Origin of the sequence: Streptomyces sp. NPDC052299 (genome assembly GCF_040679335.1) — a bacterium.
In the GTDB taxonomy this organism is placed as follows: Bacteria; Actinomycetota; Actinomycetes; order Streptomycetales; family Streptomycetaceae; genus Streptomyces.
This window is the reverse complement of record NZ_JBFAUP010000011.1, coordinates 285,891-297,919: the sequence shown is the minus strand read 5'-3', so window position 1 is coordinate 297,919 and position 12,029 is coordinate 285,891. Positions and strand designations below refer to the sequence as shown.

Sequence of the window (12,029 nt, the reverse complement as noted above, 5' to 3'; positions counted from 1 at the left end):
GTCCAACGTCAGGTCATCGGCGAAATGCCGGTCACCGGTCGCGTCGGGCACGTACTTCACACAGACAACGATCCTCAAGCTCACGCCGGCTCTCCCTGTACCTGGTGGTGTCCTGCGGGAATCCTATGGCACTCAGTACCCTTCGTAAAGGTACCCAGTGTCGGCAGGCTGGTTTCGGTGTTACGTTTCCGGCATGACCGAAGACCCCCGGCCGGCCAAGAAGCCCCCCATGCGTGACGTGCTCGCCGAGGCGGCCTTCGCCCTCTTCCTGGAGCGCGGGTTCGAGCGGACCACGGTGGACGACATCGTCGCCCGGGCCGGGGTGGGGCGGCGGTCCTTCTTCCGCTACTTCCCCTCCAAGGAGGACGCGGTCTTCCCCGACCACGAGGGGTGCCTCGCGGAGATGACCGCCTTCCTGGCCGACGCCGACGGCACGGACCCGGTTGCCACGGTGTGCGACGGCGCCCGGCTGGTGCTGCGGATGTACGCCGAGAAGCCCGAGTTCTCCGTGCAGCGCTACCGGCTCACCCGGGAGGTGCCCGGCCTTCGCACGTACGAGCTGTCCGTGGTGCGCCGTTACGAGCGGACCCTCGCCGGCTATCTGGAGCGGCGCTGGGCCGATGACCCGGACGCGGGGCCCGACGCCGCGCTGCGCGCCGAGGTGATCGCGGCCTCGGTCGTCGCCGCGCACAACAACGGGCTCCGCTCCTGGCTGCGTTCGGGCGGCAAGGGCGACGCGGGGGCCGAGGTGGACCGGGCCCTCGAACTGGTGCGCGCGGTGTGGGGCGGGGCGGACGCGCGGCCCGTCGCGCCCGGGCCCGAGTCCGCGCCCGCCGCCGTCTCCAGCGCCGTGAGCGACGACGAGGTGATCGTCATGGTCGCGCGCAAGGGCGCCCCGATGTGGCGCGTGGTGCAGCACATCGAGTCCGCGCTCGGCACCGCGTAACGGCCCCGGGCGGGCCCCTTCGCGAGTTCGCGGCACTCAGTGCCTTTACTCCTGGAACTAAGTGCCATACGGTGCCCGTGTGCCGTTGCCGAAGCCGCGGCGCACCGAGTCGAGCGCGGGAGGCGGAACGTGTTCAGTACCGGAACCGACGTGATGGGGCGGCCGAGCCGCGAGGCGGCGGAAGCGAACACCAGCCAGGAAGGGCTCGTCTATCAGGTGTGCCGCTGGTGCCACACCGCCTCCTTCCGCAAACTCCTGTGCCCCGTCTGCGCGTCGAGCGATCTCCGGTCCGCGCACAGCGACGGCCACGGTGTGGTCATCCGCTCCAGCGTCGTCAACCGCTACTCGCGCATCATGCGCAACGAGTCCCTGGTCCGCTTCCCCGAAGGCTTCGTCTACCGCTGCCGGATCGTGGGCGCGGCCCCGCACATGGTGAACGTCGGCGACCGGGTGCGCCCGGTCGGCGGCCGCACCTCCGTGTCCGGCGAGGTCGTACTCGAAGTCTGCGACCCGCCCGGCCGGTACTGAGGTTTCACGCTTCCAGGTAGCGCAGCACGGCGAGGACGCGCCGGTTGTAGCCGGTGGTGTGCGCGAGGCCCAGCTTGTCGAAGACGGTGTTGAGGTTCTTCTCGACCGCGCTCAGCGAGATGTGCAGCTTCCGCGCGATGGCCGCGTTGGTGTGGCCCTGGGCAAGTGCCTCCAGGACGGTGCGCTCGCGCGGCGTCAGCCGGGACAGCGGATCACCGTGCGTGCTGCGGATGACCAACTGCCGCACGACCTCCGGGTCGAAGACGGCCCCGCCCGCGTGGATGCGCTCCAGCGAGTCCAGGAACTCCTCCACCTGCGCGACCCGGTCCTTGAGCAGATAGCCGACCCGCGCCGCGTTCTCGGCGAGCAGCCGGGCGGCGTAGTTGCGCTCCACGTACTGGGAGAGCACCAGCACGCCGACGTCCGGCCGGCGCTCACGGATCTCCACGGCCGCGCGCAACCCCTCGTCCTTGTGCGTGGGCGGCATCCGGATGTCGGTGACGACGACGTCCGGCGCGTGTGCCGCGACCTGCGCCAGCAGCGACTCCGCGTCACCCACCGCGCCCAGGACCTCATGGCCCTCCTCGGTGAGCAGACGGACCAGGCCCTCCCTGAGCAGGATCGAGTCCTCGGCGAGAATCACACGCACGGCAGCTCCGCGGTCACGGTGGTGGGGCCCCCGACGGGGCTGTGGACGTCCAGCATGCCGTCGATCGCGGCGACCCGGCCGCGCAGCCCGGCCAGCCCGCCGCCGTCCGGGTCCGCGCCGCCGCACCCGTCGTCCCGGACGCGCACGGTCAGCACGCCGTCGCGCCGCACCACGGCCACCACGACCGTCTCGGCGCCGGAGTGCTTGGCGGCGTTGTTCACGGACTCGGACACCACGAAGTACGCGGCCGTCTCCACGGGCGACGGCAGCTCGCCGGAGACCTCGTACGCCACCCGGACCGGGATCGGGCAGCGCTCCGCGACGCCGCCCAGCGCCTCCCGCAGCCCCACGCTGTCCAGGGCCGTCGGATACACCCGCCAGGCCACCTCACGGAGTTCGGCGAGCACCTCGCCCGCCTCCCGGTGCGCCTGGGCCAGCAGCGCGTCGGCGCGGTCGGCGTCCCGGGCGCGGCGGGCCCGGCCCAGCAGCATCGCCAGCGCCACCAGGCGTTGCTGGACCCCGTCGTGCAGATCGCGCTCGACGCGCCGCCGCTCCCGGTCCACCGCCCGCACCACGGCGGCCCGGCTGGCGGCGAGTTCACCGATGCGCCGCCTCAGCAGCTCACGCTCCCCGGGACCGAAGCACTCCCGGGCGAGCCGGGCGTCGAGCGCGGCCAGCGAGAACAGTCCCTGCACGTCGAGGAAGAGGAGGACGGAGCCCAGGACCACCTGGGTCACCAACTCGCCCCAGCCGAGCGTGCCACGGGCCACGCCCACCGCGAGCAGCCCGGCCAGCATCAGGCCGAACCCGAGCAGCGCGCTCACCACCGCGCACAGCAGCCCCGAGGAGATGCGGCCGCCCAGATAGCGCAGGACCTGCTGGTCCGAGGCGCGGTGCGCGGGGAACCGGTCGCCGAAGAGGGCGGTACGGCGCCACCGTTCCGCCTCCGCCAGCCTGCGGGCCCCGGCCACCAGGAGGCGGCGCGCGGTGACCCGGGTGCGGGGCCACAGCAGGAACGGCCCCAGGAGCGTCCCGGCCACCGCGAAGTACACCAGCCCGGCGAGGGCCGTCGCGCAGCCGAGCAGCGTCCCCGCCGCCCGGGACGGCCGGGCTGCCGCGCCCTGACCGGACGTGTCCGGCACCCCAGGGGATTCCTCCAGCACCGCGCCCCGTCCCTCCGCCTCGCGCCCGGAGCCCGCCCGCCGGGGCCCGGTCGGCCGAACCTTAGTTCCCGGCCCGCTCATCCGGCATCCCGGCGGTGCCTGGCCCGCCCCGCCGCCGCGCGTGACCGGACGCGCACGACGACGTACAGCACCAGCGCCACCGCGACGAGGAGGAGCACGGCTTGGGAGAGCACGCCGACGTAGTCGCCGACGGTGTCCCACTGGTCGCCGAGCCAGTAACCGGCCATCACCAGCACGGAGTTCCACGCCAGACTGCCCACTGCGGTCAGCCCGAGGAACGTCGGCAGCGGCATGCGTTCCAGGCCCGCGGGCACGGAGATCAGGCTCCGGAAGATCGGCACCATCCGGCCCAGCAGCACCGCCTTCGTGCCGTGCCGCAGGAACCACGCCTCGGTGCGTTCCAGGTCGGTGGCCCCGACCAGGGGCAGCCGCGCCCACAGGGCGTGCACCCGGTCCCGCCCGAACAGCGCTCCGATCCAGTACAGGGCCGCCGCCCCCGCCACCGAACCGAGCGTCGTCCAGAACAGCGCCGAGGCGAGCGACAGCACCCCCTGACCGGCGGCGAATCCGGTCAGCGGCAGGATCACCTCGCTCGGCAGCGGCGGGAACAGATTCTCCAGGGCGATGGCCAGACCGGCCCCCGGAGCGCCGAGGGCGTCGACGAGGTCGGCCGCCCAGCCGGCGAAGCCCCCGGCGGGTGCCTGAGGCAGAGCGAGCGGGACGGGGTGCATGCGGGGCTCCAGACGGACGGGGAGCCGGGGCACCCTGCCCCGGCTCCGACCACGCTAGGAAGCGCCGGACCGCCCCGGTATGAGGGTCGCCGCCGTCCGGGGTGCGGTTTACCGCAGGGGCCCGTCGAGGGCAGCACGCCCGAGCCATCGCCCGAGTCATCCGATGAACCTTGCCTCTTCTCTTCTCCCGGAGGGGCGGCGCCGCTACCATCGGGACGCGAAATGGGAGCGCTCCCACGTCCGTTCACGCCCTTACCGCCTTTGTCGGCGGCCCTGTTCGGAGGAGACGTTTCCGTGCGCAGAAGCGCAAGACCCCTCGCTGCCCTGGTGGCGGCACTCACCCTCACCGCCGGGCTCTTCGCCTCCGGCGCGCCGGCGTCGGCGAAGGACAGCGAAGCCGCGCCCGCGGCCCAGGCATCCGATGTGTCCCTCGCGGCGGACACGTACGACTGGAAGAACGTCCGCATCGACGGCGGCGGTTTCGTCCCCGGGATCGTCTTCAACCGGTCCGAGAAGAACCTCGCCTACGCCCGCACCGACATCGGCGGCGCCTACCGCTGGGACCAGGCCGGCAAGCAGTGGAAGCCGCTGCTGGACTGGGTGGACTGGGACCACTGGGGCTGGACCGGGGTGGTGAGCCTCGCCTCGGACTCCGTCGACCCGGACAAGGTGTACGCCGCCGTGGGCACGTACACCAACGACTGGGACCCCACCAACGGCGCGGTGCTGCGCTCGTCGGACCGGGGGGCGACCTGGAAGGCGAGCACGCTGCCCTTCAAGCTCGGCGGCAACATGCCGGGCCGGGGCATGGGCGAACGCCTCGCGGTCGACCCGAACAAGAACTCCGTGCTGTATCTCGGCGCGCCCAGCGGCAACGGCCTCTGGCGGTCCACCGATTCGGGCGCCACCTGGTCCGAGGTGACGGCCTTCCCCAACCCGGGCAACTACGCCCAGGACCCGACCGACACCAGCGGCTACGGCAACGACAACCAGGGCATCGTCTGGGTGACGTTCGACGAGCGCAGCGGCAGCGCGGGCAGCGCCACCCAGGACATCTACGTCGGGGTCGCCGACAAGGACAACACCGTCTACCGCTCGACGGACGGCGGGACCACCTGGTCCCGGATCGCCGGGCAGCCGACCGGATACCTGGCGCACAAGGGCGTACTGGACTCCGACAACGGCTACCTGTATCTGACCCTCAGCGACACCGGCGGCCCCTACGACGGCGGCAAGGGGCGGATCTGGCGCTACACCACCGCGACCGGTGAGTGGAAGGACGTCAGCCCGGTCGCCGAGGCGGACACCTACTACGGCTTCAGCGGGCTCACCGTGGACCGGCAGCACCCCGGCACGGTGATGGCGACCGCGTACAGCTCCTGGTGGCCCGACACCCAGATCTTCCGCTCCACGGACAGCGGCGCGACCTGGACCCAGGCGTGGGACTACACCAGCTACCCCAACCGCGCCAACCGCTTCACCCAGGACGTCTCCTCGGTGCCCTGGCTGACCTGGGGCGCCAACCCGACGCCACCGGAGACCACGCCCAAGCTGGGCTGGATGACCGAGGCGCTGGAGATCGACCCGTTCGACTCGGACCGCATGATGTACGGGACCGGCGCGACGATCTACGGCACCGAGAACCTCACCAACTGGGACTCCGGCAGCCAGTTCGGGATCACCCCGATGGTGAAGGGCCTGGAGGAGACCGCCGTCAACGACCTGGCCAGCCCGCCGTCCGGGGCACCGCTGCTCAGCGCGCTCGGGGACATCGGGGGCTTCCGGCACACCGACCTCGACGCCGTGCCGGACATGATGTTCACCTCGCCCAACCTCACCTCCACCACGAGCATCGACTTCGCCGAGAGCAACCCGAACACGGTGGTGCGGGTCGGCAGCGCCGACGCGGCCCCGCACATCGGCTTCTCCACGGACAACGGCTCCAACTGGTTCCAGGGCTCGGAGCCGTCCGGGGTGACCGGCGGCGGCACGGTCGCCGCGGCGGCCGACGGGAGCGGCTTCGTCTGGAGCCCCGAGGGCGCCGGGGTCCATCACACGACCGGGTACGGGAGTTCCTGGTCGGCTTCCACGGGGATACCGCAGGGCGCGACGGTCGAGTCGGACCGCAAGAACCCGAAGAAGTTCTACGGGTTCAAGGCCGGCACCTTCTACGTCTCCACGGACGGCGGCGCGACCTTCACGGCGAAGGCGTCGAGCGGCCTGCCCACCGAGGGCAACGTCCGCTTCAAGGCGGTCCCCGGCGCCGAGGGCGACATCTGGCTCGCGGGCGGCGCCACGACGGGCGCGTACGGCCTGTGGCACTCGACCGACTCGGGGGCGACCTTCACCAGGCTGAGCGGCGTCGACGAGGCGGACGCCGTCGGCTTCGGCAAGGCGGCCGCGGGCGCCTCGTACCAGACGCTCTTCGTCTCGGCGAAGATCGGCGGGGTGCGCGGCATCTTCCGGTCCACCGACGCGGGCGCCACGTGGACCCGCGTCAACGACGACGCCCACCAGTGGGGCTGGACCGGTGCCGCGATCACCGGTGACCCGCGCGTCTTCGGCCGGGTGTACGTGTCCACCAACGGGCGCGGAATCATGTACGGCGACTCCTCGGACGGCGACGGCACCGACCCCGGTACGGACCCGGGCACCGACCCCGGCACCGACCCCGGTGACGCGGCCTGTTCGGTGACGTACAAGGTCACCAACCAGTGGTCCGGCGGCTTCCAGGCCGATGTGACGCTCACCAACACGGGCAGCGCGGAGCTGGACGGCTGGAAGCTCGGCTGGACGTTCCCGGACGGGCAGAAGGTCGGCCAGATGTGGAACGCGACGGCCGAGCAGGACGGGGCGAAGGTGACCGTCACCAACGTCTCCTGGAACGGCCGGCTGGCGCCGGGCGCGTCCGCGGGCTTCGGCTTCACGGGCACGCTGACCGGCGGCAACACCGCACCGGCCGCCTTCTCGCTCGGCGGGAAGGCCTGCGCCACCGGCTGACGCGGGGCGCGGGGCCCCGCGTCGGGGGGCGGGCCGGGCGGCCCGGGCCCGCCCCCCGGCACGGGCTTACTGGCCCCGTACAGGTTCGTCGGCCATACTGCCCGCCGTGGAGCAGCGCATAGACCCGAAGACCCAGCCCGCGTACGCCGCAGGGACCGACCCGGCGTACATCCCCGGTCTCACGGCCCCCCGACCCGCGGAAGCGGTGGAGGAGGAGCCGGAGAACACCGAGGAGCCCGTCCCCGCGGACGCCGTCGCCGAGCCGCCGGCCGAGGAGGCGCCGGTGGCGCAGGAAGAGGACGAGGAGGACGAGCAGGAGGAGAGCGACGAAGAGAAGGCCGAGGGGCCCTCGTTCGAGGTGAGCGACCGGCGCGGCTCGATCTCGGCCGGGCCCGAGGGCGTCCGGTTCACGCTGGACGACCAGCAGGCGGACTTCGGCTGGGACGAGATCGGCGCGGTCGAGCTGAAGCCGGCCCGCTTCGGCCGCCGGTTCACCGTCACCGTCCACCTGTCGTCGCAGCGTTGGTTCAACGGCGAGGTCGAGGCGCCGTCCCGCGGCAGCCTCAAGGAGTGGACCGAGGGCTTCGACGCGGTCCTGGACGCCCACTTCGAGGAATCCTGAGCGGGACCCCGCGCCTCGAAGGCCGGCCGGGCCGAAGATCCGGCCCGGCCGGCGTTCGAGGACTGGGGTCCGGGGGGCGACGCCCCCCGGTCAGGCGTCCGCCAGGACCACCGAGCGGGTGAGGTGGCGCGGGGCGTCCGGGTCGAGGCCGCGCGCGGTGGCGCGGGCCACGGCCAGGCGCTGGACGCGGACCAGGTCGGCCAGCGGGTCGAGGTCGCCGGCCACCCAGCGGGCACCGGTCTCCAGGAGCTGTTCGCGCAGGCCCTCGGGGGCGGCGCCGAACATCCAGGTGGCGGTGGTGTCGGTGGCGATGGAGATCGGGCCGTGCCGGTACTCCATCGCGGCGTACGACTCGGTCCAGGAGAGCGACGCCTCTTTCATCTTGAGCGCCGCCTCGTTGGCCAGGCCGGCCGTCCAGCCGCGCCCGAGGAACGTGAACTGCGTGCAGTCCACCAGGCCCTCCGGCAGCGGCTCGGCGAGCGCCCGCTCCGCGTCCCGGACCACGGCGTCGGTGTGCAGGCCGAGGTGGGCGCGCAGCAGCGTGAGCAGCGTGGTGGCGAACCGGGTCTGGACGACGGACTGTTCGTCCGCGAAGTCGAGGACGACGACGGCGTCGGCGGCGGTCATCACCGGGGTCCCGGGGTCGGCGGTGATGGCCACCGTGGGCGTCGTTCCGCGCAGCCGGCCGAGGAGTTCGAGGACCTCGGTCGTGGTGCCGGAGCGGGTGAGCGCGACGACCCGGTCGTAGCGGCGGCGGGTGGGGAACTCCGAGGCGGCGAAGGCATCGGTCTCGCCCTGTCCGGACTCCTCACGGAGCGAGGCGTATGCCTGAGCCATGTAGAACGAGGTGCCGCAGCCGACGACGGCGACGCGCTCGCCGGGCGCGGGCAGCGCGGCCGCGTGACTCGGTGCCAGCTCGGCTGCGCGGCGCCAGCACTCCGGCTGACTGGCGATCTCGATCTCGACAAATGACACTTTTGCACTCCGTACTGGTGATGGGATGCTCGTTTACGCACGTTACCCGCGAGGAGCGAGCATTATCAAGCATTCAGCGTGCAGAGGGCTTGACTCGCCGGAGCCTTGTGCGACGCTTGCGCCTGTCCGGTGATCGCGCCCAAGGGGATGGGCGCCCGCAGCCCGGACCTGTGAGGAGAACCGTCTTGTCCAGGGATGCCCGGTGGAACGCACTGCTGGAACTCGTAGGTAAGCACGGCCGGGTGGACGTCGAGGACGCCGCGAAGACGCTGGACGTCTCCGCCGCGACCATCCGGCGGGACCTGGACCAGCTGGCCGAACAGCAACTGCTCACCCGCACCAGGGGTGGCGCCATCGCGCACGGCGTCAGCTACGAGCTGGCCCTCCGGTACAAAACGGGGCGCAACGCCCCGGAGAAGCAGGCCATCGGCCGTGCCGTCGCCGAACTCGTCGCGGTCGGCGAGGTCGTGGGCCTCACCGGCGGCACCACCATCACCGAGGTGGCCCGCTCGCTCGCCGTCCGCGCGGACCTGGTGGGCGACGGCGCGGGCGGCGCGGCGGGGCAGCCGACGCTGACGGTGGTGACCAACGCCCTCAACATCGCCAACGAGCTGGTGATCCGGCCGCAGATCAAGATGGTCGTCACCGGCGGGGTCGCCAGGCCCCAGTCGTACGAGCTCACCGGCCCGCTGGCCAGCGGGGTGCTCGGTGAGATAACGCTCGACGTCGCCGTGCTCGGCGTCAACGCCATCGACACCGAACGCGGCGCGTACGTGCACCACGAGGGCGAGGCCAGCATCAACCGGCTGCTCGCCCAGCAGGCCCAGCGCGTGGTGGTCGCCGCCGACTCCTCGAAGATCGGCAAGCGGGCCTTCGCCCGGGTCTGCGACCTCTCCCTGGTCGACTTCCTGGTCACCGACCGGGGGATCGCGCCCGAGGCGTCCGCCCGCTTCACCGAGGCCGGCGTCACCGTCATCGCCGTCTGACCCCTCGCCGTACCCGAAGCGGGCCGCCGCGCGCACCTTGCGCGGCGGCCCGCTTCTTCGCGCGCAACCAAACCGGTTCGAGGCCCCGGATCGTGCGTGAAGTGTGCACGGTCGAGCACAACCATGCACCAGCCAGCCGGTTCTGACGGAGGAACAGCGCATTCCGGTCTCATTTTGCAGACATCGAGCGCCCCTTATGCGGTGATTGCCACATCTGTGACGCCCTGAGGCGCCCCATGGGCTGACTTTTGCCTGCCCATAGATGTTCGTTACCTCTGCGAAATGAACAACTCTTGCCATATGGCCGCACGGTCGTGAACTATGTGCCTGTCGCCGCGAAGAGGCAGCGGCCGAGCTTCCCCGAAGCGCGCGCCGCCCTCCACGTATGCGGGACGTTCTCTCGCTCCATCAGCCCTGGAGGTGCCTGTGACGATGGCAAACACGCCGGTCACAGCTGCGCGGCCGCCCGTGCCGCAGCCCCGCGACCCGGAAGACGCGGAACGCCCCGCAGGGAGGAAGGTCAAGAAGAACCGAATACGGCAGCCGCTCCGGCAGCGACTCAAGCGGGACAAGGCGCTTCTGCTCTTCTGTCTCCCCGGAGTGCTGTACTTCGTCCTCTTCTTCTATCTGCCGCTCGCGGGCAACGTCATCGCCTTCCAGGACTACCAGCCGTTCCTGGGCTTCAAGGAGAGTCCGTTCGTCGGGATGGCGAACTTCACCGCGCTGCTGGCCGAGCCCGAGTTCTGGAGCGCGGTGTCCAACACCCTCCAGATCACGGCGATCCAGCTCCTCCTCTACTTCCCGGCGCCGATCGCTCTGGCACTGCTGCTCAACTCGCTCATCAGCGAGAAGATCAAGCGGTTCATCCAGACCGTCGTCTACCTGCCGCACTTCCTGTCCTGGGTCGTCGTCGTCGCGATGTTCAAGCAGGTGCTCGGCGGCGCCGGATCGGTCACCACGCTCCTCATGGAGCACGGGGTCAGCATCGGCAACGTGATGACCGACCCGGGGACCTTCAAGTTCCTCATCACCGCGCAGGCCATCTGGAAGGACTGCGGCTGGGGCACGATCATCTTCCTGGCGTCCATCGCCTCGATCGACATGGGCCAGTACGAGTCCGCCGCCATGGACGGCGCCGGCTGGCTCCGCCGGATCTGGCACATCACCCTGCCCGGCATCCGGCCGGTCATCCTGATGCTGCTCATCCTGCGGCTCGGCGACATCCTGTCGGTCGGCTTCGAGCAGATCCTGCTCCAGCGCGACGCCGTCGGCCCGGACGCCGCCGAAGTCATGGACACCTATGTCTACTTCCACGGCGTCGTGGACGGCGACTGGGGCATGAGCACCGCCGCCGGACTGATGAAGGGCGTCATCGGATTCGCCCTCATCCTCGCCGCCAACAAGCTGGCCCACCGCTTCGGCGAGCAGGGAGTGTACCGATGAGTCAGTCCGTCGCGACCCGGCTGCGCGCCGCCCGGTCCGGGGCCGCCCGCCCCCGCAAGTCCAACGGCCGCCCGCCGTGGATGGAGCGCCCGCACTGGTACGGGCAGGGCGCCAAGGGCCTCGCGCTCATCGTGCTGACCGTGATCGTGCTCTACCCGTTCGTCCTGGCCATCGGCACCAGCCTCGCGGGCCGCGAGGAGCTGAACGCCAACGGCGGCTACGTGCTGATCCCGCACCACCCGACGCTGGAGGCGTACCGCGTCATCCTGTCCGGTGGCGTGGTCACCCGGGCCGCGGTGGTGTCCATCTTCATCACGCTGATCGGCACCGCGCTCAGCCTGGCCTGCACGGTGATGATCGCGTACGGCACCTCGCGGCCGGGCACGGTCCTCGCCAAGCCGATCCTGCTGCTCGTGCTCGGCACGTTCCTCTTCGCGCCCGGCATCATCCCGACGTACCTCGCGGTCCAGCAGTTCCACATGCTGGACACGTATGCCTCACTGATCCTTCCGGTCCTGCTGAACGCCTTCAACATCGTCGTCGTCCGCTCGTTCTTCCAGAGCATTCCGGAGGAGCTGTACGACGCGGCGCGCATCGACGGCGCCAGTGAGGTCACCGTCCTCTTCCGGATCGTGCTCCCGCTGTCGAAGGCGGTGCTCGCCGTCGTCGGCCTGTTCTACGCCGTCGGCTACTGGAACAGCTTCTTCAACGCGGTGCTGTACCTCAACGACTCCAGCAAGTTCCCCATCCAGGTGATCCTGCGGAGCTATGTCCTCAACGGACAGAGCATCAACGCCTCCGCGATGGGCGTCCACTCCATCCCGCCCGCGACCTCCCTGCAGATGGCCGTGCTGATCATCGCCATCGTGCCCATCTTCTGCGTCTACCCCTTCCTGCAGAAGTTCTTCGTCAAGGGCGTCCTCACCGGGGCGATCAAGGGCTGACCGGCCCGCCCCGCACCACCG

Annotated in this window: 11 protein-coding genes and 1 pseudogene; 7 read left to right on the top strand and 5 right to left on the bottom strand. The window is 71.2% G+C overall.

The genetic code is table 11. From position 1 onward, the window contains the following. Positions 1–84, bottom strand: a pseudogene (locus AB0L33_RS21010) (electron transfer flavoprotein subunit beta); the annotation flags it as partial. A 109-nt stretch (positions 85–193) separates the two neighbouring features. Between AB0L33_RS21010 and AB0L33_RS21005 the strand changes: the two are divergent. Both AB0L33_RS21005 and AB0L33_RS21000 read left to right on the top strand, forming a co-directional pair. Beyond that, positions 194–946, top strand: a complete 753-nt coding sequence (locus AB0L33_RS21005; RefSeq protein WP_365683523.1) for a TetR family transcriptional regulator — start codon at positions 194–196, stop codon at positions 944–946. A gap of 129 nt (positions 947–1,075) precedes the next feature. Continuing rightward, positions 1,076–1,474 (top strand): hypothetical protein, encoded by a 399-nt coding sequence (locus tag AB0L33_RS21000; protein WP_365683520.1) that lies wholly within the window; start codon positions 1,076–1,078, stop codon positions 1,472–1,474. A gap of 4 nt (positions 1,475–1,478) precedes the next feature. Here AB0L33_RS21000 and AB0L33_RS20995 read toward each other — a convergent pair whose 3' ends face one another. The 3 genes from AB0L33_RS20995 to AB0L33_RS20985 form a co-directional block, all read right to left on the bottom strand. Continuing rightward, entirely contained in the window at positions 1,479–2,123 is a 645-nt protein-coding gene (locus tag AB0L33_RS20995; RefSeq protein ID WP_365683518.1) for a response regulator transcription factor, read from the bottom strand. Then, positions 2,114–3,265, bottom strand: a complete 1,152-nt coding sequence (locus tag AB0L33_RS20990; protein ID WP_365683516.1) for a histidine kinase — start codon at positions 3,263–3,265, stop codon at positions 2,114–2,116. The genes AB0L33_RS20995 and AB0L33_RS20990 overlap by 10 nt, the downstream gene beginning before the upstream one ends. Positions 3,266–3,363: 98 nt before the next feature. Then, positions 3,364–4,038 carry a DedA family protein gene (locus AB0L33_RS20985; RefSeq protein WP_365683514.1) on the bottom strand — a complete coding sequence of 225 codons (675 nt, stop codon included), beginning with the start codon at positions 4,036–4,038 and terminating at the stop codon, positions 3,364–3,366. Positions 4,039–4,332: 294 nt separating this feature from the next. On the opposite strand from AB0L33_RS20985, the gene AB0L33_RS20980 reads away from it, so the two are divergent. Together AB0L33_RS20980 and AB0L33_RS20975 are read left to right on the top strand one after the other, a co-directional pair. After that, a complete protein-coding gene (locus AB0L33_RS20980; protein WP_365683512.1) occupies positions 4,333–7,038 on the top strand; it encodes a cellulose binding domain-containing protein in 2,706 nt (901 codons plus the stop codon). Between the two features lie 106 nt (positions 7,039–7,144). After that, positions 7,145–7,660: a hypothetical protein gene (locus AB0L33_RS20975; protein ID WP_365683510.1), complete on the top strand. Its 516-nt coding sequence runs from the start codon at positions 7,145–7,147 to the stop codon at positions 7,658–7,660. Positions 7,661–7,750: 90 nt separating this feature from the next. On the opposite strand, the gene AB0L33_RS20970 is transcribed toward AB0L33_RS20975, so the two are convergent. Beyond that, positions 7,751–8,635, bottom strand: a complete 885-nt coding sequence (locus AB0L33_RS20970) for an SIS domain-containing protein (protein WP_365683508.1) — start codon at positions 8,633–8,635, stop codon at positions 7,751–7,753. 185 nt (positions 8,636–8,820) lie between these two features. Between AB0L33_RS20970 and AB0L33_RS20965 the strand changes: the two genes are divergently transcribed. The 3 genes from AB0L33_RS20965 to AB0L33_RS20955 all read left to right on the top strand — a co-directional run bounded on the left by AB0L33_RS20965 (position 8,821) and on the right by AB0L33_RS20955 (position 12,008). Then, the gene (locus AB0L33_RS20965; RefSeq protein ID WP_026171883.1) at positions 8,821–9,621 is read left to right on the top strand and encodes a DeoR/GlpR family DNA-binding transcription regulator; all 801 of its coding nucleotides are present in this window, start codon (positions 8,821–8,823) and stop codon (positions 9,619–9,621) included. A 468-nt stretch (positions 9,622–10,089) separates the two neighbouring features. Beyond that, on the top strand, positions 10,090–11,064 hold the full coding sequence (locus AB0L33_RS20960) for an ABC transporter permease subunit (protein WP_365683544.1): 975 nt from the start codon (positions 10,090–10,092) through the stop codon (positions 11,062–11,064). After that, complete coding sequence (locus AB0L33_RS20955; protein ID WP_365683506.1) at positions 11,061–12,008, top strand: carbohydrate ABC transporter permease; 948 nt, start codon at positions 11,061–11,063, stop codon at positions 12,006–12,008. Before AB0L33_RS20960 ends, AB0L33_RS20955 begins: the two co-directional genes overlap by 4 nt. Positions 12,009–12,029: the final 21 nt, after the last annotated feature.

Bases quoted from the DNA above. Each gene is read 5' to 3' on its own strand.
- AB0L33_RS21005 (WP_365683523.1), top strand. From the start codon at position 194: ATGACCGAAGACCCCCGGCCGGCCAAGAAGCCCCCCATGCGTGACGTG.
- AB0L33_RS20985 (WP_365683514.1), bottom strand. From the start codon at position 4,038: ATGCACCCCGTCCCGCTCGCTCTGCCTCAGGCACCCGCCGGGGGCTTC.
- AB0L33_RS20955 (WP_365683506.1), top strand. From the start codon at position 11,061: ATGAGTCAGTCCGTCGCGACCCGGCTGCGCGCCGCCCGGTCCGGGGCC.